Source organism: Paracoccus pacificus (assembly GCF_042680785.1).
GTDB classification, from domain to species: Bacteria; Pseudomonadota; Alphaproteobacteria; order Rhodobacterales; family Rhodobacteraceae; genus Paracoccus; species Paracoccus pacificus.
Genome location: NZ_JBHUEN010000031.1, coordinates 138,185 through 158,814, shown reverse-complemented (window position 1 = coordinate 158,814; position 20,630 = coordinate 138,185). Strand labels below are relative to the sequence as shown.

Annotated in this window: 21 protein-coding genes; 7 read left to right on the top strand and 14 right to left on the bottom strand. The window is 65.2% G+C overall.

Annotated features, from left to right (window positions below; translation table 11 throughout):
* The 4 genes from ACFSCT_RS11510 to ACFSCT_RS11495 all read left to right on the top strand — a co-directional run.
* Positions 1 to 1,348 (top strand): TRAP transporter large permease (locus ACFSCT_RS11510; RefSeq protein ID WP_379142887.1); only part of this gene is annotated, 1,348 nt, incomplete at its 5' end.
* Between the two features lie 42 nt (positions 1,349 to 1,390).
* Positions 1,391 to 1,972, top strand: coding sequence for a MaoC family dehydratase (locus ACFSCT_RS11505; protein ID WP_379142885.1), 582 nt, complete (start codon positions 1,391 to 1,393; stop codon positions 1,970 to 1,972).
* Positions 1,965 to 3,101, top strand: coding sequence for an ABC transporter substrate-binding protein (locus ACFSCT_RS11500; RefSeq protein WP_379142883.1), 1,137 nt, complete (start codon positions 1,965 to 1,967; stop codon positions 3,099 to 3,101). Before ACFSCT_RS11505 ends, ACFSCT_RS11500 begins: the two co-directional genes overlap by 8 nt.
* Complete coding sequence (locus tag ACFSCT_RS11495; RefSeq protein ID WP_379142881.1) at positions 3,098 to 4,243, top strand: CaiB/BaiF CoA transferase family protein; 1,146 nt, start codon at positions 3,098 to 3,100, stop codon at positions 4,241 to 4,243. Before ACFSCT_RS11500 ends, ACFSCT_RS11495 begins: the two co-directional genes overlap by 4 nt.
* A 345-nt stretch (positions 4,244 to 4,588) precedes the next feature.
* On the opposite strand, the gene ACFSCT_RS11490 is transcribed toward ACFSCT_RS11495, so the two are convergent.
* The 3 genes from ACFSCT_RS11490 to ACFSCT_RS11480 all read right to left on the bottom strand — a co-directional run bounded on the left by ACFSCT_RS11490 (position 4,589) and on the right by ACFSCT_RS11480 (position 5,854).
* Entirely contained in the window at positions 4,589 to 4,945 is a 357-nt protein-coding gene (locus tag ACFSCT_RS11490) for a hypothetical protein (RefSeq protein ID WP_379142879.1), read from the bottom strand.
* A 133-nt stretch (positions 4,946 to 5,078) separates the two neighbouring features.
* On the bottom strand, positions 5,079 to 5,480 hold the full coding sequence (locus tag ACFSCT_RS11485) for a hypothetical protein (RefSeq protein WP_379142877.1): 402 nt from the start codon (positions 5,478 to 5,480) through the stop codon (positions 5,079 to 5,081).
* Positions 5,481 to 5,491: 11 nt separating this feature from the next.
* A complete protein-coding gene (locus tag ACFSCT_RS11480) occupies positions 5,492 to 5,854 on the bottom strand; it encodes a TetR/AcrR family transcriptional regulator (protein ID WP_379142875.1) in 363 nt (120 codons plus the stop codon).
* Between ACFSCT_RS11480 and kce the strand changes: the two genes are divergently transcribed.
* Positions 5,842 to 6,774, top strand: coding sequence for a 3,5-dioxohexanoate:acetyl-CoA acetone transferase (kce, locus tag ACFSCT_RS11475; protein ID WP_379142873.1), 933 nt, complete (start codon positions 5,842 to 5,844; stop codon positions 6,772 to 6,774). The two genes, ACFSCT_RS11480 and kce, sit on opposite strands and share 13 nt — an antisense overlap.
* 198 nt (positions 6,775 to 6,972) lie before the next feature.
* On the opposite strand, the gene ACFSCT_RS11470 is transcribed toward kce, so the two are convergent.
* The 11 genes from ACFSCT_RS11470 to ACFSCT_RS11420 form a co-directional block, all read right to left on the bottom strand.
* On the bottom strand, positions 6,973 to 7,449 hold the full coding sequence (locus tag ACFSCT_RS11470; RefSeq protein ID WP_379142872.1) for a nucleoside deaminase: 477 nt from the start codon (positions 7,447 to 7,449) through the stop codon (positions 6,973 to 6,975).
* Between the two features lie 172 nt (positions 7,450 to 7,621).
* Positions 7,622 to 9,031, bottom strand: coding sequence for a UDP-N-acetylmuramoyl-L-alanine--D-glutamate ligase (gene murD, locus ACFSCT_RS11465; protein ID WP_379142870.1), 1,410 nt, complete (start codon positions 9,029 to 9,031; stop codon positions 7,622 to 7,624).
* Between the two features lie 90 nt (positions 9,032 to 9,121).
* Complete coding sequence (locus ACFSCT_RS11460) at positions 9,122 to 9,478, bottom strand: VOC family protein (protein ID WP_379142869.1); 357 nt, start codon at positions 9,476 to 9,478, stop codon at positions 9,122 to 9,124.
* A gap of 1 nt (position 9,479) precedes the next feature.
* Entirely contained in the window at positions 9,480 to 10,562 is a 1,083-nt protein-coding gene (mraY, locus tag ACFSCT_RS11455; RefSeq protein WP_379142867.1) for a phospho-N-acetylmuramoyl-pentapeptide-transferase, read from the bottom strand.
* Positions 10,563 to 10,564: 2 nt separating this feature from the next.
* On the bottom strand, positions 10,565 to 11,956 hold the full coding sequence (locus tag ACFSCT_RS11450; RefSeq protein ID WP_379142865.1) for a UDP-N-acetylmuramoyl-tripeptide--D-alanyl-D-alanine ligase: 1,392 nt from the start codon (positions 11,954 to 11,956) through the stop codon (positions 10,565 to 10,567).
* On the bottom strand, positions 11,956 to 13,452 hold the full coding sequence (locus ACFSCT_RS11445; RefSeq protein WP_379142864.1) for a UDP-N-acetylmuramoyl-L-alanyl-D-glutamate--2,6-diaminopimelate ligase: 1,497 nt from the start codon (positions 13,450 to 13,452) through the stop codon (positions 11,956 to 11,958). Before ACFSCT_RS11445 ends, ACFSCT_RS11450 begins: the two co-directional genes overlap by 1 nt.
* 13 nt (positions 13,453 to 13,465) lie before the next feature.
* Positions 13,466 to 15,271 (bottom strand): peptidoglycan D,D-transpeptidase FtsI family protein, encoded by a 1,806-nt coding sequence (locus ACFSCT_RS11440; protein ID WP_379142862.1) that lies wholly within the window; start codon positions 15,269 to 15,271, stop codon positions 13,466 to 13,468.
* Positions 15,268 to 15,759: a cell division protein FtsL gene (ftsL, locus tag ACFSCT_RS11435; RefSeq protein WP_379142860.1), complete on the bottom strand. Its 492-nt coding sequence runs from the start codon at positions 15,757 to 15,759 to the stop codon at positions 15,268 to 15,270. Before ftsL ends, ACFSCT_RS11440 begins: the two co-directional genes overlap by 4 nt.
* Positions 15,759 to 16,727, bottom strand: coding sequence for a 16S rRNA (cytosine(1402)-N(4))-methyltransferase RsmH (gene rsmH / locus ACFSCT_RS11430; protein WP_379142858.1), 969 nt, complete (start codon positions 16,725 to 16,727; stop codon positions 15,759 to 15,761). The genes ftsL and rsmH overlap by 1 nt, the downstream gene beginning before the upstream one ends.
* A 3-nt stretch (positions 16,728 to 16,730) precedes the next feature.
* The gene (gene mraZ, locus ACFSCT_RS11425) at positions 16,731 to 17,243 is read right to left on the bottom strand and encodes a division/cell wall cluster transcriptional repressor MraZ (protein ID WP_379142857.1); all 513 of its coding nucleotides are present in this window, start codon (positions 17,241 to 17,243) and stop codon (positions 16,731 to 16,733) included.
* A 615-nt stretch (positions 17,244 to 17,858) separates the two neighbouring features.
* On the bottom strand, positions 17,859 to 18,971 hold the full coding sequence (locus ACFSCT_RS11420) for an Mrp/NBP35 family ATP-binding protein (protein ID WP_379142855.1): 1,113 nt from the start codon (positions 18,969 to 18,971) through the stop codon (positions 17,859 to 17,861).
* 399 nt (positions 18,972 to 19,370) lie between these two features.
* On the opposite strand from ACFSCT_RS11420, the gene ACFSCT_RS11415 reads away from it, so the two are divergent.
* Positions 19,371 to 19,604, top strand: a complete 234-nt coding sequence (locus ACFSCT_RS11415; protein ID WP_379142853.1) for a DUF1127 domain-containing protein — start codon at positions 19,371 to 19,373, stop codon at positions 19,602 to 19,604.
* A 429-nt stretch (positions 19,605 to 20,033) separates the two neighbouring features.
* A partial coding sequence (gene rlmJ, locus ACFSCT_RS11410; RefSeq protein ID WP_379142851.1) for a 23S rRNA (adenine(2030)-N(6))-methyltransferase RlmJ occupies positions 20,034 to 20,630 on the top strand: 597 nt, incomplete at its 3' end.

Genomic DNA, 20,630 nt, shown 5'->3' with positions numbered 1-20,630 from the left:
TTACGCCGCCCGCAGCAGCACCATGCCGCCGCTAACGTGGACTAATTTCGCACCGCCGTTCTCAGATGTGCTGCCCTTTCTGGTTCTCGCCATTCTGATGGTGCTGAACGCTCCCGTCGCCTATTGTTTGGCGATCGGCGCCCTGACCTTCTTTATGCTTGGCGCCGGCGTCCCCGTGCAAACCTATGTGCAGCGGATGATCGCGGCCACGGAAAGCTTTCCGCTGCTGGCGGTGCCGTTCTTCATTCTGGCGGGCGTGGTGATGAGCGAGGCTGGGATCACCGGCCGTATCATGCGGCTGGCCGATGCCATGGTCGGGCATATGGTCGGCGGGCTCGCCCGGGTGAACGTGCTTCTGTCCACGCTGATGGGGGGCATGTCGGGCTCGGCCAATGCCGATGCCGCCATGCAAAGCACGGTTCTGGTACCCGAAATGGTCTCGCGCGGCTATGACAAGGCCTTTTCAGCCGCCGTCACCGCCTTTTCGGCAATTATAACCGCGATTATTCCGCCCAGCATCGGCCTGATCCTTTACGGATATCTTGCCGATGTTTCGATCGGCCGGCTGTTCATGGCCGGGCTGGTGCCGGGTCTGCTCATCTGCGCGCTGCAACTGATCGTCGTCGGTCGCGTCAGCCGGGCCAAGGGCTATCCGCCCTCACGCGCGGTGCCGGCCAGCTGGGCCGAACGCGGCCGGGCCTTCATGGATGCGGTTTGGGGCCTCTTGATCCCTGTCGGCATTCTGGGCGGAATCCGGCTTGGCTGGTATACCCCGACCGAGGCCGGTGCCATTGCTGTCTGCTATGCGCTGTTCATCGGGCTGTTCGTCTATCGCGCGCTGCCGGTCCGCCGCATCCCGGCGATGTTTCTGGAAACCGCCCTTGCGACCGCGACGATCATGCTGATCATCTGCGCCGCGCAGGCATTCGGCTTCTTCCTGTCATGGGAACGCCTGCCCGCGCAGCTTGCCGACGGGATGCTGGCATTGTCACAGAACCCGCTGGTGATCCTGCTTCTGATCAACATCCTGCTGATCGCGGTCGGCACCATTCTGGAAGGAGGCGCGGCGCTGATCATCCTGACGCCCCTGTTCGTGCCGGTGATCACCAGCCTTGGCATCGATCCGGTGCATTTCGGGGTGGTGATGGTGCTGAACCTGACCATTGCCGGGGTGACGCCGCCGGTCGGGACGCTGATGTATACGACCTGCTCGATCACCGGCGTCAGCGTCGGCGCCTTCACCCGCAGCGCGGTTCCGCTGTTCATCGCGATGCTGATCTCGCTTGTACTGGTCACCTATGTGCCAATCATCTCGCTGTTTTTGCCCAATCTGGTCTACGGGTCCTGACGGACCCGCAGCCCCTTCCCACGTCATTAAAGGAGACACCCCATGGCCGAGATCGGCGTTCACGCCCGTGGTCTGCCCGGCATGCCGTTGGATCACGCTCAGATCCCCGTCTGGAATGCCGAGAACTGGTATTTCGAGGACTTCACCCCCGGCGACAAGATTCGTTCGATCCGCCGCACCATTTCCGAGGGCGAGTCGATGCTGTTCAACTCGCTTGTCATGGATCACCACCCCTATGTCAGCGACGAGGAATTCGCCGTCGAGGAGGGCGTCTTCGGTCGCCGCCTGGTCGCGGGGGCGATGGTGTTTTCCTATGGGCTGGGTCTCGCCGCCACGAACTGCCTGAACTCTTTTTCCTATGGCTATGACCGTTTGCGTTTCATCGCGCCGGTCTTCATCGGCGACACGATCTACACCATCCGCGAAAATCTCGGCAAAGAGGTCCATGACCACAAGCAGGGCAAGGTTCGCGTCGCCTATTCGGTCTATAAGGGCAAGGGCGAACTGGTGCTTTACGCCGAGCATCTGATGACGGCGCTTTATCGCGATCCGGCCCGGTTCCGGGCCGAGGCGGATGCCCGCCTTGCGGACAAGGCCGCGAAGAAACGGGGCGAAAATGTCTGAGGTGACCTTGCGCGGCATGACCTGGAATCATGCGCGCGGATACGATCCGATGGTGGCCACCGCCCGCGCCTATATGGAGGCGCATCCCGGCGTGACGATCACCTGGGAAAAGCGCTCGCTTCAGGCTTTCGCGGACCGCCCGATCGGCGAGATGGCCGGCAGCTATGACCTCATGGTGATCGACCATCCCCATGTCGGCGAAGTTGCCCGTGCGGGGCATCTGGTCGATTTCGCGGCCCAGGGCCGGGATGGCGAACTCGCTGCGCTGGCGGCCGGGTCAGTGGGGGACTCGCACGCCTCCTATGCGATCGACGGCGGCCAATGGGGGCTTGCCATAGACGCCGCGACGCCCGTGGCCTGCTATCGCCCCGACCTGATCAGCGACGTGCCGCACCGTTGGGATCAAGTGCTGGATCTCGCCCGCGAAGGCCACGTTGGATTTGCGCTGATCCCGATCAACGCGCTAATGACGTTCTTCGGACTGGCACGCAACAATTTGGTCGTCATCGCCGAGAACCCCGAGGAATTGCTGGCCAGCGATGCCGGTGCCGAAGTGTTGGAACGGATGCGCGAGATCGTGGCCCTGATCGACCCGGTCTGTTTGACGCTGGACCCTATCGGCATGTTCGACTGGATGGGTGGCACCCCGGACGCACCGGCCTATTCGCCCTTCGGCTACGGCTATACCAACTATTCGCGCGACGGCTATTGCCGCTTTCCGCTTGTCTTCGCCGATGCGCCGGGCTTTGGCGACAATGGCCCGCGCGGGACCGTCCTTGGCGGCACCGGCATCGCCGTCTCGGCCGCCAGCAACGCGCGCGAGGTCGCGGTGGATTACGCCTTTTGGATCGCCGGGGCGGATTGCCAGAAGGGCCTTTATTTCCGCAACGGCGGCCAGCCCGGCCATGCCGCCGCGTGGGAGGATGACACCTGCAACGCCGCCTGCCGGAACTTTCTGCGCAACACGCGCGAGACGCTGGAAACTTCGTGGGTGCGGCCGCGCTATGACGGTTATATGCAGCTTCAGGACAGGGGCGGTGACATCGTCCATGCCTGCCTGCGCGGTGAAGCGGGCGTCGATGCGACGCTTGATGCCCTGAACGCCGCCTATCGGGAGAGCCGGCGATGAAACGCCCGCTGGAAGGTCTGATCGTCGTCGAGATGGCGCAATATCTGTCCGGCCCCTTCGCCGGACTGAAGCTGGCCGATCTGGGCGCCCGGGTGATCAAGGTCGAGCGTCCAGGCAGCGGCGACCCCTGCCGAAACCTTTACATCTCGGCGCCGGTCGCGGGGCAGAACACGCTGTTCCACGCTATCAATCGCGGCAAGGAAAGCCTGACCGCCGACCTGCACAACCCCGATGACCGGGCATTGCTGACCGGGATCATCGCCGGGGCGGATGTACTGATCCAGAACTTCCGGCCGGGCGTGATCGCGCGTCAGGGCTTCGGCTATGACGAAATGCGCCGCATCAATCCGCGGCTGGTCTATGGCTCGATCTCGGGCTTCGGACAGACGGATTGGGCGGCGCTTCCGGGGCAGGATCTGCTCGCGCAGGCGCGTTCGGGCCTTATGTGGCTGACCGGCAGCCGCGACGACCCGCCGATGCCGATGGGTCTGGCGGTCGCCGACATTCTGGCCGGCGAAGCGCTGACGCAGGGCATCCTCGCAGCGCTGATCGGGCGCGGCATCCATGGTGAAGGCACGCATGTCGAAACCTCGCTGATCGAGGCGCTGCTTTCCTTTCAATTCGAGGTGTTGACCACCTATCTGAACGATGGCGGCCAGCCGCCCGATCGTGCGAAGGTCAACGGCGCGCACGCCTATATCGGTGCGCCCTATGGCGTCTATCCCACCCACGACGGCTGGCTGGCGCTGGCGATGGTTCCCTCGCTGGAGGCACTAGCCAGGCTGATGAAGCTGCCAGCGCTGGCCGCCTATGCCGCCGATCCTGCAGCGGCCCGGCGCGACCGTGATGCCATCAAGGCGCTGATTGCGGAGGCGACGCCCGCGCGTACGACGGCCGAATGGCTGGCGGTGCTGCAACCCGCTGACATCTGGTGCGCCGAGGTGCTGGACTGGCCGACGTTGCTCGACAGCCCCGCCTTCCGGCAACTGAACATGGTGCAGCCTATCGGTGCGCTGCGCACGGTGCGCGGCCCGCTGAGCTTGGCCGGCGCGCCGCTGCCGGTGTCTGGTCCCGCCCCCGAACTCGGTGCCGACAGCAATGTCATCCGGCGGGAATTTAGCACGGGCATCAACGCCGGTTAGTAAAGCAGCGTGACGGCACAGCATGCCCCTTACCGGACATTCCGCATCGCCGGTAACGGTCAGCGCCCGCCCCTGCGCGTCGTCCGCGCCGTCTCGCTCAGCCCCGCCGCGTTCACATGCATGATTTCGGCCCACAGCACATCTCGCCCGTTGGTCCGAACAACATCGGGACCGCATAAACCGGCCCACAACGATCGAGTTCTAAAGCAAACCCTTCAACCGAGCCATGGCAGTGCCTCGCGGCAATCAGCCCCGATGGGGCACCTGAAATCGGCGGGGTGATCCCGATGACAGCCACCGGGATCGGCAGTCGCATACGCCGATACGATCTGCCCCCCTTTCCGCTCACGCGCGTCGGCGAGCGATCACTGCCGCGGCGGCCAGCGCCACCAGACCGGCGCCGATCATTGTCCAGTCAAGAAGATGCGCGATCAGGTCGCCTTGGTTGGCCGCTGATATCCGGCGCGCCGCCGCCTGGGGGTCATCACCCGCGGTCTGCGCATCCATCATTGCGACCATGCCCACGTCGCTGCATTTCGGCAGCAACAGCGCCAGCGCCTCGGCGTCGCTGCCGTTCTGGTCGCGGACGAGTTGTTCGCACCGCGCCTGATCCGCCGCGCTGGTCCCCGCGCCGGCGAACTGTCGATAGCCGCCAAAGCCCAGCAATGCCAGACCGATGATCACGAGAAGAAGTTTCTGCATAGGTTATCCGTTCGTGTTTCAAGCGGCTTCTGTAACACAAAAGCGCTTGGAAAACAGCCGCTTGAACCGGGTGAGGAATCCGCCGCGAACCGCACTGGACGCAGCGAAGAAATGTCGCCCGCAGGTCAGCGCGTCAGGCCCCGGATCGCGGACGCGTTGCGCAGAAGTCGGTGACCGCGGCGTCGATGGCGACCGAGACATCGCCCGCGACGCGCAGGCCGAAAATATCCGTGCGCCTATAGTAACAAAGGATCGTCGGGCGAAGGTTCCAGATCCGCTCTAACTCGTCATCGGGGAAATCGTCGACACGGTGATAGACCGGCGGGACGGCGGGCCAAAGAATCTCGTTCCGTTCGTTGACGATCGCGCAGAAGATGGGGCCGATCGTTTCGGTGATATCGGCCCGGGTCAGGCTGATATCGGCCATGCCCGAAAGCAGGTTCAGCCGCCTCCGGTTCGGGTCCGAGACCACCGCCTCATATTCGAGATAGAACCGCGCGAAGGGCAGTCGCAGTCTTGCAGACCCCTCGGCCACGCGGTCTTGCGTCAGCGCAGGAAATGGCGGCGGCAAACCGCTGCAAGCAGCGCGTCCCTGTTGGCGAAATATTTGAACAGCAGCGCATTCGAAATGCCCAGACGCTTGCAAAGCTCTCGGCTGCTGGCCTTGAACCCCTGTCCGGCAAAAAAGCCCCGGCACCTTCGATGATCGCCGCGCGGCGGTCCGTCGCCGGCATCCGGCGTTTCGGGCCCTCGTCGGACACTGCCGTCACCTCCTCTCCGGACAGGGACCGATCCAGCATGAGCGCCGCAAGCGAGTAAGTGCTTACCCCCTTCTTGACCACGAAGCGCGCAGGCACTTACCTGAAGCCACCAGCGGGTTTTGAGGGAGAACAGGATTGGCCGCCCCACGCAAAGTCATCATCACCTGCGCTGTGACCGGCGCAATCCATACCCCTTCCATGTCGCCCTACCTGCCGGTAACGGCCGATGAGATCGTCAAGGCGGCGCTAGGTGCGGCCGAGGCGGGGGCGGCGATCATCCATCTTCACGCACGCGACGAAAAGGACGGCCGCCCCGACCAGACGCCGGAAGGTTTCGCCCGCTTTCTGCCGCGCATCAAACAGGGCACCGATGCGGTGCTGAACATCACCACCGGCGGCAGTCCCTTCATGACGGTCGAAGAACGCGTCCTGCCCGCCAAGGTTTTCGCGCCCGAGGTTGCCTCGCTGAATGTCGGCTCGATCAATTTCGCGCTTTATCAGATGCTGGAGCGGTTTCCGGACCTCAAGCACGACTGGGAGCGGCAGCACCTTGAAAACTCGCGCGATCTGGTGTTCCGCAACTCGTTCAAGGACATCGAATATATCCTGCGCACGTTGAACGAGAACGGCACCCGGTTCGAGTTCGAATGCTATGACATCGCGCATCTTTACAACCTAAGGCATTTCGCCGATCGCGGGCTGGTCAAGGCGCCGTTCTTCATTCAATCGGTGTTCGGCCTGCTGGGCGGCATCGGCACCCACCCCGAGGATGTCATGCACATGAAGCGCACCGCCGACCGCCTGTTCGGCGCGGATTACCGCTGGTCGGTGTTGGGCGCGGGCGCATCGCAGATGCGTATCGCGGCGCAATCGGCGGCGATCGGCGGCAATGTCCGCGTCGGGCTTGAGGACAGCCTGTGGGACGGCCCGGGTCGGTTGGCCCAATCGAATGCCGAGCAGGTCGCGCGCGTGCGCCAGATCATCGAGGGGTTACGGCTGGAAATCGCCACCCCCGATGAGGCCCGCGAAATTCTGGCGCTGAAGGGCGGCGACAACGTCAATTTCTGACCTCGCCCGGCTGGTTGCGCGCTGATCGGCACCGGCCGGCGGGACCATTGTCCGGTGCGGAAGAACCGGACGGGTCATGCCGGGCACGATGCGCCCCGGGGTTGATGCCCCGCGTCGACGACGAGAGCGACGATCCGCGATAACCCTGTTCGGCGGCGAAACCCGGATTGAGCGCCGGCCGGAGCACGCCGGGTTCGGCTAGCGCCAAAAGCCGCTGTGACCCGCTGCGACCTCATCCTCGATCTCGGCGAAAGGCCCGCGCGTCGTGACCGGGCGCTGCCCGGCGGCGAATACGGTTTCGCAGGGCAGATCCAGCGTCAGGTTTTCGGGATTGTCGCCGGTCAGAACCGCCAGACGCTTTTCGGTCATCCCGTAAACCACCGCGCCGATGCCGGCCCAATAACAGGCGCCGGCACACATGCAGCAGGGCTCGACCGAGGTATAAAGCGTGCATTTCGCAAGGAATTCGGGGGCGAACCGGCGGCTTGCCTCGCGCGCCACATTCAGTTCGGCATGCCCGACCCCCTTGTCGGCAAGATAGGAATTGCCGCTGCGCAGTAATACCTCGCCTTCCGGGCCGACGAGAATCGCGCCAAAGGGATGGTTGCCCGCATCGCGGCTTTGCCGCGCGATCCTGATCGTCTCGCGCAGGTGTTTCAGGTCGGTTTCCTTCATGGCAGGCTCCTGAAACCGGGGGCACCTTTGCGCCGGGCAGGCCGTATCCGCGAAAAGGGTTGCCCGGCCGTGGCTGCCCCACCGACGACGCGCATCAATGCCGCCGGAAAGGGCCGGGTTCGCCCGTTGGCTGGTTCGGGCGGCAACCCTGCGCCATCGGCATGCCTTGCGATCAAGACCGACCTGCCTCGAGCTTGCGGACCAGTTCGACGAAATGTTCGCCGCGTTTTTCGAAATTCGGGTATTGGTCGAAACTCGCGGCTGCCGGGGCAAGCAGAACCGTTTCTCCGGGCTGGGCCTCGGCGGCGGCGGCGGCGACGGCGGCCTCCATCGTTTCCGATATCTCATGCGGGGTCTGGGCGATTTCCAGCGCGAAATCGCGCGCCGAATGGCCGATCAGATAGGCTTTCACCACCCGGCCCATATGCGGCACCAGCGCGGCGATGCCGCCATCCTTGCCAAGGCCGCCGGCGATCCAGCGGATCTTGTCGAATGCCTGAAGCGCCTTTTCGGCGGCATCGGTGTTCGTCGCCTTGCTGTCATTGACCCAGCGCACGCCATTGATCTCGGCAATGGTCTGGCTGCGATGCGGCAGGCCGGCGAAGCTGTGGAACGCCGCCTCGATCTCGCGCGGGGCAAGACCGACGCTGCGGCAAGCCGCCCAGGCCGCGCAGGCATTCTGGTGGTTATGCGCGCCCGGCAACCCGGCGATGTCGCGCAAATCGACGGATGCGACCTGCCGGCCCTTGCGCCACTCGGCCAGAAAGCCCTTGCGGGCGAATACCGACCAGCCGAAGTCCTGCAATTTCTGGCTGACCGACACCCGGATCACCCGGTCGTCCGCCGGACCCTGCGCCAGTTGATCGGCCAGATAGCGGCCCTCGATCTCATCGACGCCGACGATGGCGCGGTCGGGGCCGCCTTCGGAAAACAGCCGTCGCTTGGCGGCGAAATAGCCGCCGATCCCGGCATGGCGGTCCAGATGGTCGGGCGACAGGTTGGTCAGAACCGCGACATCCGGGGTCAGCGCGCGGGCAAGATCGGTCTGGTAACTGGAAAGCTCCAGCACCACGACCTCGGCATCCTGCGCCGGTTCAAGGGACAAGACACCCCTGCCGATATTGCCGCCCATCTGCGTGGGTCGCCCGGAATGTTCCAAGATGTGATGGATCAGCGCCGTGGTGGTCGATTTGCCGTTCGAGCCGGTGACGCAGATCACCCGCGGCATGGTATCGAAGCGATCCCAGTCGGCGGTCGCATAGCTGCGGAAGAACAGCCCGATGTCGTTGTCGACCGGGATGCCACGGTTATAGGCCTCGGCGATTGCGGGATGCGGTTTGGGATAAAGATGCGGGATTCCGGGACTGGTGATCAGCGCGGTCACCCCGTGCCAGCCCCCGTCGCGGGTCAGATCGGCAAGGATCATGCCGTCGGCCTCGGCCTGTTGACGGGCTTCTTGTCCGTCGTCCCAGACCACGACGTCGGCCCCCCCCGCCTTCAATGCCGCCGCGGTCGCGCTTCCCGACCGGCCGAGGCCGAGGACGGCGATGGTCTGGTTCTCGACGCCCTGGACTGGGATCATCTGTCGCTTTCTCCGATCTGCCGGCCCGGGGGGCTGTCTGCCCCGGGCCCCCAAGAGTATTTCCGTAAAGATGAGGCAGCGCGCAAGCCGTCAGGGGCCAAGGCAGCGGATCAGACTGCCATCGGGATCGACCAGCGCGAACATGCGCAGCCTGTCGGTGACGCGGTGCACTCCCGGATGCAGTCGGGGGATGCCCCCGCCCGGCAGGTCCAGTGCCGCATATTCGGCCAGCAACCCGTCCAGATCATCGGTGCGGATACAGGCGCTGAAACAGCTTTCGCCGGGAACCAGATCCGGGTGGGGAAAGAATTCGATCACCGCATCGCCGCGTTTCAGGATCATCCAGCCGTCATCGCGCCAGCTGCGCTGAAAACCCATGCGCCCGTAGAAGGCTTCGGTCACGTCATAGTCGCGGCTTGGCAGATTGGCAGTGACGATCATGGCCATCTCACCGCAGCTTCAGCGTCGCCAGCCCGATCAGCGCCAGCACGGCCGAGATGATCCAGAAGCGGATCACGATCTGCGGCTCGGACCAGCCCATCTTCTCGAAATGATGATGGATCGGCGCCATCAGAAACACCCGCTTGCCGGTGCGCTTGAAGTAAAGCACCTGAATGATGACGCTCAGCGCCTCGACCACGAACAGGCCGCCGACGATGGCCAGAACCGCCTCGTGCTTGGTGACGACGGCGATCGCACCAAGTGCGCCGCCCAGTGCAAGGCTGCCAGTGTCGCCCATGAAAACGGCGGCGGGAGGCGCGTTATACCACAGAAAGCCAAGCCCCGCGCCGATGAGCGCCGCGCAGAAAACCGGGATCTCGCCGGCGCCGGGGACGTGATGGACCCCGAGATAGGTGGCGAAGTCGATGCGCCCGACGAAATAGGCGATGATTCCGAAGGTCGCGGCGGCGATCATCACCGGGCCGATGGCCAGCCCATCCAGCCCGTCGGTCAGGTTCACCGCATTCGCGGCCCCCACGATCACCAGCATCGAGAAGGGCACAAAGAAGATGCCCAGATTTATCAGCGTATCCTTGAGAAACGGCACCGCAAGCTGGCCGGTCAGCGGGTCCGGTTGCACCCATGCCGTCAAGGTGCCAGCAACAGCAGCGATCACCAGCCCGATCAGCATGCGCACGCGGGACGAGACGCCGCGCGTGTTCTGCTTGCTGACCTTGGCATAGTCATCGGCAAAGCCGACCGCCGCGAAGCCATAGGTCACGAACAGGACGATCCAGATATAAGCGTTGTCCAGCCGCGCCCAGAGCAGGGTCGAGACCAGAAGCGCCGAAAGGATCAACAGCCCGCCCATGGTGGGGGTGCCCGCCTTGACGAAATGGCCTTCGGGGCCGTCGCTGCGGATCGGCTGGCCCTTTTTCTGCTTGCGGCGCAGCCATTCGATCATCGGACGCCCGAAGACGAAGCCGAAAATCAGCGCCGTGAAGAACGCCGCCCCGGCGCGAAAGGTGATGTAGCGGAACAGGTTGAAAACGTCTCCGCCGCTGGACAGCTCGGCAAGCCAGTAAAGCATTCTTATTCCCTTCGCTCGGACCCGAGGCCATCGCCCAGTTTGCGCAGGGCGTCAACCACGGTCGATATGCGCGAACCTTTTGAGCCCTTGATCAGCACGATATCGCCGCGTCTGACAAGGTTTCCCGCCTGCGCAACCAGATCGGCGGCGGTTTCCGCCCAAATCCCGCGCTGCGCCGGCGGCAGGGCGTCGTAAAGATGCCGCATCAGCGGACCGGCGGTATGGACCAGCGCCACCCCCTGCATCGCCGGATGGCGGGCCATGCCGGCATGCAGCGCCTGTTCGTCCGGGCCGAGTTCCAGCATATCGCCAAGGATCAGCACCCGCCGGCCGCCTGGCGCCGGTTCAAGCCGCGACAAAAGCGCCAGACCGGCGGCAAGCGAGGTCGGGCTGGCGTTAAAGGCATCGTCGATGATCTCGACCGCGCCGATCTTCTCGCGTGCGCCGCGTCCGGCCGGTGGCGACCATTGCGACAGCGCCTCGGCGGCTGTCACGGGATCGGCCCCGATCGCGTGCACCGCGGCAATGACCCCCAGCGCGTTCAACGCAAAATGCTCACCCGCCGAGCCGATGCGAAAGGCAAGCGGCCGGCCGTTCAGTTCCGCCTCGACCAGCGTGGTGTCGCTTTCGGGTGTCGCGGTGATCAGGCGCACATCGTCCTGTGCCTGCCGGCCAAAGCGCAGCAACCGATGCCCGGCCGCGCCTTGTTCAAGAACCGGCGTCACGTCAAGGCCGGTCGGAACGATCGCCGCGCCTTCGGGCTCCAGCCCGGTGAAGATCGCGGCCTTCTCGGCGGCGATGCCCTCCATGCGGCCGAATGCCTCCAGATGGACGGCGGCGATGGTGGTGATCAGCGCGGCATGCGGGCGCGCCATGCGGGCCAGCGGCGCGATCTCGCCCGGGTGGTTCATGCCAAGCTCGAGCACCGCGAATTCGGTATCGGCCGGCATCCGCGCCAGCGTCAGCGGCACACCCCAGTGGTTGTTATAGCTCGCCTCGGCGGCATGGACCCGCCCCTGCCCGGCCAGCGCCAGCCGCGCCATATCCTTGGTCGAGGTCTTGCCGACCGAGCCGGTGATGGCGATGACCCGCGCCGCCGTCCGCGCCCGCCCGGCCACGCCAAGCGCGCCAAGCCCGGCCAGAACGTCATCGACGATGATCAAGGGCGCATCCGGCCCGACGCCCTCGGGGACGCGGCTGACCATCGCCGCGCCGGCGCCTTTTTCCAGCGCGATGGCCACGAAATCATGACCGTCGCGGACGTCCTTCAGCGCCACGAACAGATCCCCGGGCGCGATGGTGCGGGTGTCGATCGAGACGCCCGTCACCGACCAATCGCCCTGAAGGCGGCCGCCGGTCGCGCGGGCGATTTCCGTTGCCGTCCAAAGCGCCATCAGATGCGGCCGTCCAAAGCCGCCACCGCGACCGAGGCTTGCTCGCTGTCGTCGAAGGGATAGATGTCCTCGCCGATCTTCTGGCCGGTCTCGTGGCCCTTGCCGGCGATCAGCAGGGCATCCCCGGGGCCCAGTTCATCCACGCCGCGCAGGATCGCCTCGGCGCGGTCAGGGATCTCGGTCACCAGCGTGTTGAGCGGTCGGGCACCCGCGATCACCTCGGCGCGGATAGCGGCGGGGTCTTCCGAACGCGGGTTATCGTCGGTCACATAGACCACATCGGCATGGCGCGCCGCCGCCTCGCCCATCAGCGGGCGCTTCAGCCGGTCACGGTCGCCGCCGGCGCCAAAGACCACGACGATCCGGCCCATCACATGCGGGCGGAGCGATTCCAGCGCCGAGGCCAATGCGGCGGGTTTGTGCGAGTAGTCGACGAATACGGTGGCACCATTCTCGCGCGTTGCCACAAGCTCCATCCGGCCGTGGACGGTGCGCAGGTCGGGCAGAGACTGAACCACCTGTGTCGGATCGGCGCCGCCCGCGATGGCGAGCCCCGCGGCGGCAAGCACGTTCTCGGCCTGAAAACCGCCGATCAGCGCAAGGCGCAGGTGATGCGTCACCCCAAGGATCGAGCAGCGCAATTCCTGCCCGGTCGAGTCGTAACGTTGGTTCAGAATTCGCAGATCGGCATCGACCGCACGGCCGACGGTCAGCAATTCCAGATCGCGGTCGCGGACAATGCCGAGCACCTCGGCGCTGCGGGAGTCGTCAAGGTTCACCACGGCGGTGGCGCCATCCGGCAGAACGCGGCTGAACAGCAGCGCCTTTGCCGCGAAATAATCGTCGAAGGATTTGTGATAATCCAGATGATCCTGGCTGAAATTGGTGAATGCCGCAGCCTTCAGCGTAACGCCGTCCAGACGGCGCTGATCCAGCCCATGGCTCGAGGCTTCCATCGCGGCATGGGTGATGCCGGCGGCAGCGGCCTCGGCCAGAAGCCGGTGCAGGGTCAGGGGGTCGGGCGTCGTATGGGCAAGGCTGGCCTGAAAATCGCCAAGCACCCCCATCGTCCCGAGGCTGATAGACGGATAGCCCAGCGCCTGCCAGATCTGCATGGTGAAATTCGCGACCGAGGTCTTGCCCGAGGTGCCGGTGACCGCAACCACGACTTCGGGTTGGGCGCCGAACCACAGGGCGGCGGCACCGGCCAGCGCCGCACGCGGATCCTCGGCCACGATAAGCGCCACGTCCGCGCCTTTCAGCGCATCTGCGGCAAGGGCCGCGCCCTCACGGTCGGTCAGGATGGCGGCGGCCTTCTGACGCAGCGCGTACTGGATGAACTCGCCCCCGTGCACCGCCGATCCGGGCAGCGCCGCGAACAAATATCCCGGTTTGACCTGCCTGCTGTCCAGCGCGATGCCCGTCACCACCGGATCAGCCCCTCCGCCTGCATGCAGTCCAAGTGCGGAAAGCGGTTTGCCGGTTGAATCAGCCACGAAAGCCCCCTGTTCAGTTCTGGCTGAGCTTTAGCCCATCCCGGAACCGAGGTTCAACAGTCGGCAATTCGGCGTCGATCGGGCGCAGCCCCACAAGCGGCGACAACCTGCGCACCATCTCGGCCGCAACCGGCACGGCGGTCATGCCGGCGGTCCGGCGGGCAACGGCACCCGAGGTTTCCGACGGCTCGTCCAAGGTCACGACCAGCACATATTTCGGGTCGTTGACCGGAAAGACCGAGGCGAAGGTCGAGATCACCTTGTTTTCATAATAGCCGCCGGTGGGCTTTGCCTTGTCGGCGGTCCCGGTCTTGCCCGCGACCGCGTAGCCGGGAACTTCGGCCTGGCGGGCGGTGCCCCGCGTCACCACCTGCCGCAACAGCGCAAGGGCGGTTTGTGCGGCGGCGGGGGATATCACCTGCGGTCCCGGCGGCCGGTTGCGGTTGTTGACCAGCGTCGGATAGACCCGCCGCCCCTTGTTCGCCAGCGTCGCATAGGCAGCTGCAAGGTTCAGGGGGCTCGACGCCACGCCGTGACCAAAGGCCACCGTCGCCGCCGTCACCGCCGGCCAGCGCGACGGCACCAGCGGCCGGGCATTGGCGGCCTCGACCATCTCGACCGGCGAGGGATCGAAAAGACCCAGCGACTTCAGGAATGCGCGCTGCCGTTCCGGGCCGATCATCTGCGCTATATGGACCGTCCCCACGTTCGAGGATTTCACGATGATCTCGGTGACCGAAAGCTGCGCGCCGTAATTGTGGAAATCGCGGATCTTGTACTTGCCGATCGTCATCGGCGACCGCGAGTTGATCATCGTAGTCGGGCTGACCAGCTTCAGATCCAGCGCCTGCGCGACCGGGAAGATCTTGAAGGTCGAGCCAAGCTCGTACTGGCCCTGAAGCGCGCGGTTGAACAGCGGGCTGTCGCTGGCATCGCCCTTGGTCAGCGGCGACGGCCGGTCGTTGGGATCAAAGTCAGGCATCGAGGCCATGGCGACGATCTCGCCGGTCTGCACCTCCATGAGGATGGCGGCCGCGCCCTTGGCGTTCATCACCTTCATCCCCGAGGACAGCACCTGCTCCATCGCGCCTTGCACGGTCATATCAATGGACAGCCGCAGCGGCGCGCCGTTCTTGGCCGGATCGCGCAGCCAGCCGTCGAATTCCTTCTCGACCCCGGCGACGCCCAGAACCTCGGCGCTGTTCACGTCCTCGCGGCCAAAGTTGAAGCCGCCAAGAATATGCGAGGCGAGCCGGCCGTTCGGATAAAGCCGCATCTCGCGCGGGCCGAACTCCAGCCCGGGGTCGCCGATGTCATGGACGGCCTGCATCTGTTCGGGGCTGATCTTCTTCTTGATCCAGACGAATTTACGCGCGCCGGTGAAATCCTTGGTCAGCCGCTCTTTGTTCAGGTCGGGAAAGATGCGGACAAGCTCATTTGCCACGCGCACCGGATCGACCATCTTCTGCGGCTGGGCGTAAAGCGAATAGGTCAGCAGGTTGGTCGCCAGAATCCGACCCTTGCGGTCGATGATGTCGGCCCGCTGGGCGATGATGCCCGCGCCTGTGCCGGTGGTCTGGGCGCGGGGCTCGCTGGGCTGGCTGGAGGCCAGCGCGGCCATGCGCACACCGACCGTGCCAAAGGCCAGCACAAAGACGGCGGCCATGACCAAAAGCCGCCCCTCGGCCCGTTTGCGGGCGCGGTCCTGAATTTCGGCATGGCGGCGGGCGCGGTTTTCGGCCTCGATTTCATCCGGGTTCTCGCCCTTTTCGCGGGCGCGCAGGATACGGGCGAGCGGACGAAGCGGGGTGCGGATCATGGCTTTCTCTCCGGCCTCGGAAGGGGTTTCGGAACGGTTTTGACGACGGCGGCGCCAGCCGGGGCTTGGGCGCCAGCCGGGGCTTGGGCGGCAGATGCGGCCGGGGCAGCGGCGGGAATGGCAGCCGCCGCCATGACGGCGGTCGGGTTCGGCCCCATCGCCACCAGCAGGTCCTGTTCCTCGGGCGGGGGCGCGGCCTTGGGCAGCGGATAGGCGATCTGCTGCACCTCGATGAACTGCGAGGCGCCGAAGGGCACCAGTTTCAGCTTGTCGAAGTTCATGTTGACCAGCTCGCGCAGCCGTTCGGGACGGTTCAGAAACGCCCATTCCGCCCGCAACACGCCGAGTTCCTCACGCAATCCGGCGATCTCGCGCTGGACGGCGGACATCTCGCCCAGGGCTGATTGGGTGCGGTAATTCTCGCGGTAGGCCCAGAAGGCCAGCCCCATCACCGCCACCAAAGTCACCATATACAAAAACGAGCGCATCAGGCGGTTCCCCACTGAACAGGACGCGGAAGTCCAAGCGAATTCGGATCGGCCACACCGGCCGGGGCATCGGTGCGGATGGCGACGCGCAGCAGCGCCGAGCGGGCGCGCGGGTTTGTCTCCAGCTCGGCCGGATCGGCGCCGATGGCGCGGCGGAATGGCAGGGTAAAGGCGGGTGCGTCGCGTTTGATGGCGGGGGCATAGCGGCTGCCGCCGCCGGTCGTGCCGGACCGGGCCTGCATGAACCGCTTGACGATCCTGTCTTCCAGCGAATGAAAGCTGACGACCGCCAGCCGGCCACCGGCGACCAGCGCCCGCTCGGCCGCCTCGAGCCCCGCCACAAGCTGACCGAATTCGTCGTTGACCCAGATCCGAATGGCTTGAAAGGCGCGGGTGGCGGGATGGCTTTGGCCCGGTTTCGGACGCGGCAGGCAGGCGGCCACGACCTCGGCCAGCGCCAGGGTCCGCTGAATCGGCCGCGCCGCGACGATGGCGCGGGCGATCCGGCGCGCGGCGCGTTCCTCGCCATAGTGATAGAGCACGTCGGCGATGACGCCTTCATCGGCGCGATTGATCAGATCGGCGGCGCTGGGGCCATCCTGCGCCATGCGCATGTCCAAGGGACCGTCGCGCAGAAAGGAAAACCCGCGTTCGGCCTGATCAAGCTGCATCGAGCTGACGCCCAGATCCAGAACCACGCCTTCGACCGGGCGACCGGCGAGAGTGTCCAGTTCCGAAAACGTGCCCTGCATCAGGTGCAGCCGATCGCCGTATTCTGCGGCCCAGTCCCCGGCCATGCGAAACACGGCCGGATCGCGGTCGATGCCGATCACCTGATCCGCACCGGCCGCAAGCAGCCCGCGCGCATAACCACCGGCACCGAAGGTGCCATCGACCCAAGTCCCGGTAACGGGCGCGCAGGCCCGCAGCAGCGGGTCCAGCAAGACGGGAATATGCGGGGCGGCCATGGTCTAGCCCTCATCCGCGAGGGACGGCGGCGGCGGAAGCAGCGACAGCGGGTCAGCGCCGGGCTCGAAGTCGGGGATCAGGTCCTCAAGCCGCCGTTCCTCATCCTCATAGGCGGCGGGGGTCCATACCTTGATGTAATCGCCGGATGCGATGAAGAAGGCCCGGTCCTCGAGCCCGATCTTCTCGCGCAGCTTCTGGGGCAGAACCAGACGGCCGTCGCCGTCGATCTCGGCCTCTTCCGAATGGCCGTGCATGATCGATTCCAGCAGCGTGCGTTCGGGGCTGCCACGCTGCATGCGGTCGATCTGGGCGTCGATTTCCTCGATGGCTTCGATGGTGAACAGGCGCAGGTGCTGCCAGTCGCGGGTGCCGTAGACGATGACAAGCTGGGCGCGGCGATCCGAGGTCCAGTCGGGGTCGCAGGCTTCGAAGACGCGGCGGAACCTGGCCGGAATCGACACGCGACCCTTGGCGTCCACCTTTACCTCTTCCGATCCTCTGAACCTGCGCGCCACTGGCCCACAATCCTCACTGTCCCTGCCCCTTTCCGGTCGCCCGAAAAGGAAAGGGCGGATCGGGCTGCTGCCACTGCCCGATCCGCCGCCCTCGTTCCCATCTCTGGGTCCCGGTTGCTCCGGGGTATCTGTCCGGCGTTGCGCCACCTGGGGGAGGTGCTGCTCGCGCGTGCCGAAACACTTTTGCCGGAAAATCGGGCGCCTGTATGAAGCCTGCTTTTCGCCGTGGGGTCTTGGTGCCCCTTGGTCCCGTCTTCCGTGAGCCAAGGGATGACATGGGAATTTACGGGAAGCAATGGGTAACTTTGGTGCTCAAGCGAAATCACGGATGGATGACTCGGCGAACAAGGCAGGAACATTTTTCGTTTATTGCCTGATTTTCATTATGTATGGTAGGATCGTGCCGCAAGCCACACAATATATAGAAGAATTCGCCTGTGGCAAATTAGTCCCAGATTTTCCCAGTCAAGAAAATTCGCAAACCCGGTCGGCGGAAAAACGCAGGCCAGCCAGCCGGAATCACGCGGGGTAACGCGGCAGTGATTCGAGTTTCAGGGGTGGTTTCCCGTGAGGTTCCGGGCCGTTCCCATGGTTTCCCAGACGGGAAATGCGGCTTCAGGCCATGCCCCCGGCGACCATCCGCCGGGCAAGCTGGGCATAGGCGTCGGCAACCGGCCCGTCGCCGGCCGCGACCGGCAATCCCGAATCGCCCGACAGGCGAACGGACAGATCCAGCGGCACCTCGCCCAGGAAGGGCAGATTCTGCGCCCGCGCCTCGGCCGCAACGCCGCCATGGCCGAACAGATGCTCTTCATGGCCGCAGTTGGGGCATATATAAGTAGACATGTTCTCGACCAGCCCCAGCACCGGGGTCTTGAGCTTGACGAACATGTCGATCGCCCGGCGCGCGTCGATCAGCGCCACGTCCTGCGGGGTCGAGACGATGATCGCGCCGGTCAGGTTGGTCTTCTGGCACAGGGTCAGTTGCACATCGCCGGTTCCGGGCGGCAGGTCGATCAGCAGGATGTCCAGCTCGCCCCACATCACCTGTCCCAGCATTTGCTGAAGCGCGCCCATCAGCATCGGCCCGCGCCAGACGATCGCCTCGCCGTCCTTGGTCAGCAGCCCCATGGACATGAGCGTCACGCCATGGGCCTGCAGCGGCTGGATGCTGTGGCCGTCCGGGCTTGCCGGCCGTCCGGTCACGCCCAGCATCCGCGGCTGGGACGGACCATATATATCCGCGTCCAGAATCCCGACGCGCCGCCCCTGCCGCGCCAGTGCGACGGCAAGATTCGCGGTCAGCGTGGATTTGCCCACACCGCCCTTGCCCGAGCCGATGGCGACGATCCGCGCGACGCCCTTGACCGGCTGGGGACCGGCCTGCGGTGTCGGGTGCCGGCCGATGGTCAGGCTTGGAGGCTGGCCCGGAGCTTGCGCCGCGGGTTGCGGCGCGGCGGGCGCCTTGGCCTGTCCGCGCGTGGTCGTCGGCGCCGTCAGGACGATCGACACCGACTGAACCCCCGGCAGATCGCGCAGCAGCGCCTCGGCCTGCGCCCGCGCCGGCTCGATCCGGCGGGCGGCCTCGGCATCGGGCACCTCGATCACGAAGCGGACCACACCGGCGTCGATGGTCAGGGCGCGAATCATGTCGGCGGAAACCAGATCGCCACCATCGGGCAGGGCGACCTTGCGCAATTCGGCAAGTACGGATTCGCGGTCGGTCATCTCGGGGGGCTCCGCCAGTTCTGTAACGGGCACAAGAATGAACAGTATGACGGACAGTGGCAACCCGGCGCCGGTCTTGAAATCGTGCGACACCGCCCCGCTAGCGCTAACCCGTTGTGACCTCGCGTAACAAGGGCCGATCTTTGCGGAAAGCACATAGCAATGGCTGTTTTTACGCCGCGAAACTTGTCACAATATGTTTATAAACTGTTGATTTATGGCCACAGAGTGGCAAATAGGTCAGCACAAGTTATGCAGTTGCTGCATAGCAGAAATTCGACTTCAACCATTGTGCAAGCGCAGCAAAAGACGCATCTTACCACCAACAGCGCGGCCGATGGCGCCACCCGATGGATCGGCCCGGCACCGCGCAGATGGAATTGAAAGGCAGTATGTAAGATGGCAAGCGTCGACAACATCCAATCCGGCTATGCGGCCCCGAATGCCTCGGGCTTTTTCGGCCGCCTCGCGACGACGATCGAACATCTGAACGAATTTCGCGCGAAACGTGCGGTCTATCGCCAAACCGTCCGCGAACTGAACGAACTGAGCGATCGTGATCTGGCCGATCTTGGCCTGCACCGCTCCAGCATCCGCAGCGTCGCCCGTGAGGCGGCCTACGGCGCGAAGTAAGGTTTCCCCGGCTCTCCTCCTCCCTTGGGCCAGGGTTTAAGGCGGCATCTCCACTCCTCCTCCCAGGGGATGCCGCCAAAGAATACGGGTCACCCCTCCTCCTCCCTGGGTGATCCGGTCCGGCGGCAGCCCCACTCCTCCTCCCAAGGGGATGCCGCCAAGGAATACGGATCACCCCTCCTCCTCCCTGGGTGGTCTGGTCCGGCGGCAGCCCCACTCCTCCTCCCAGGGGATGCCGCCAAGGAATGCGATGGCCCCCTCCTCCTCCCTGGGGCTGTTCGTAAGCGGTGACGGTCGTCTCCTCCCTGACCTCACCGCGTCTTATACGCGGCCCCTCCTCCTCCCTGGGCCAGCGTTGCGGCGGCGACCCCCTCCTCCTCCCTGGGGTCGCCGCTTTTTTTATGCGCGGCACTGGTGTATGCGCCGGACATGCTTTCATATCAGCACGCCTATCACGCCGGAAATCTGGCAGATCTGCACAAACACGCGCTTCTGGCGCGGATGCTGAGCTATCTGACCGAAAAGCCGAAACCGCTCAGCTATCTGGAAACCCACGCCGGGCGCGGGTTGTACGCATTGGACGGTGCCGAGGCGCGCAAGACGGGCGAGGCGGCGGCAGGCATAGATCGCGCGCTTCGCGACGGATGGCTGCCGCTGGACCACCCGTTGCTGAGGGCGCTCGACGCGACCCGGCGCGACCATGGGGCGGATGCCTATCCCGGCTCGCCCCTGATCGCCGAGCATTTCCTGCGCACCGGCGATGTCATGCATCTGGCCGAACTGCATCCGGCCGAGGTCGAGGCATTGGCCCGGACGATGGGGAAAACCGCGCATATCCATCGGCAGGACGGGTTCCAGATGGCGCAAAGCGTCGCGCCCCCGACGCCGCGCCGGGGCATCGCGCTGATCGACCCCAGCTATGAGGTGAAGGCGGATTACGACCGGATGCCCGACGCGATCGCGGCACTGGCCCGGAAATGGAACGTGGGCGTAGTGGCGCTTTGGTATCCGTTGCTGACCGATGCC

Coding starts and splice junctions, on each gene's coding strand:
- ACFSCT_RS11460 (WP_379142869.1), bottom strand. CDS start 9,478: ATGGCCATGATCGTCACTGCCAATCTGCCAAGCCGCGACTATGACGTG.
- murD (WP_379142870.1), bottom strand. CDS start 9,031: ATGATCCCAGTCCAGGGCGTCGAGAACCAGACCATCGCCGTCCTCGGC.
- ACFSCT_RS11415 (WP_379142853.1), top strand. CDS start 19,371: ATGGCAAGCGTCGACAACATCCAATCCGGCTATGCGGCCCCGAATGCC.
- ACFSCT_RS11420 (WP_379142855.1), bottom strand. CDS start 18,971: ATGACCGACCGCGAATCCGTACTTGCCGAATTGCGCAAGGTCGCCCTG.
- ACFSCT_RS11505 (WP_379142885.1), top strand. CDS start 1,391: ATGGCCGAGATCGGCGTTCACGCCCGTGGTCTGCCCGGCATGCCGTTG.
- ACFSCT_RS11450 (WP_379142865.1), bottom strand. CDS start 11,956: ATGGCGCTTTGGACGGCAACGGAAATCGCCCGCGCGACCGGCGGCCGC.
- ACFSCT_RS11470 (WP_379142872.1), bottom strand. CDS start 7,449: ATGAAGGAAACCGACCTGAAACACCTGCGCGAGACGATCAGGATCGCG.
- ftsL (WP_379142860.1), bottom strand. CDS start 15,759: ATGCGCTCGTTTTTGTATATGGTGACTTTGGTGGCGGTGATGGGGCTG.
- rsmH (WP_379142858.1), bottom strand. CDS start 16,727: ATGGCCGCCCCGCATATTCCCGTCTTGCTGGACCCGCTGCTGCGGGCC.
- ACFSCT_RS11495 (WP_379142881.1), top strand. CDS start 3,098: ATGAAACGCCCGCTGGAAGGTCTGATCGTCGTCGAGATGGCGCAATAT.
- ACFSCT_RS11490 (WP_379142879.1), bottom strand. CDS start 4,945: ATGCAGAAACTTCTTCTCGTGATCATCGGTCTGGCATTGCTGGGCTTT.
- ACFSCT_RS11440 (WP_379142862.1), bottom strand. CDS start 15,271: ATGATCCGCACCCCGCTTCGTCCGCTCGCCCGTATCCTGCGCGCCCGC.
- mraY (WP_379142867.1), bottom strand. CDS start 10,562: ATGCTTTACTGGCTTGCCGAGCTGTCCAGCGGCGGAGACGTTTTCAAC.
- ACFSCT_RS11500 (WP_379142883.1), top strand. CDS start 1,965: ATGTCTGAGGTGACCTTGCGCGGCATGACCTGGAATCATGCGCGCGGA.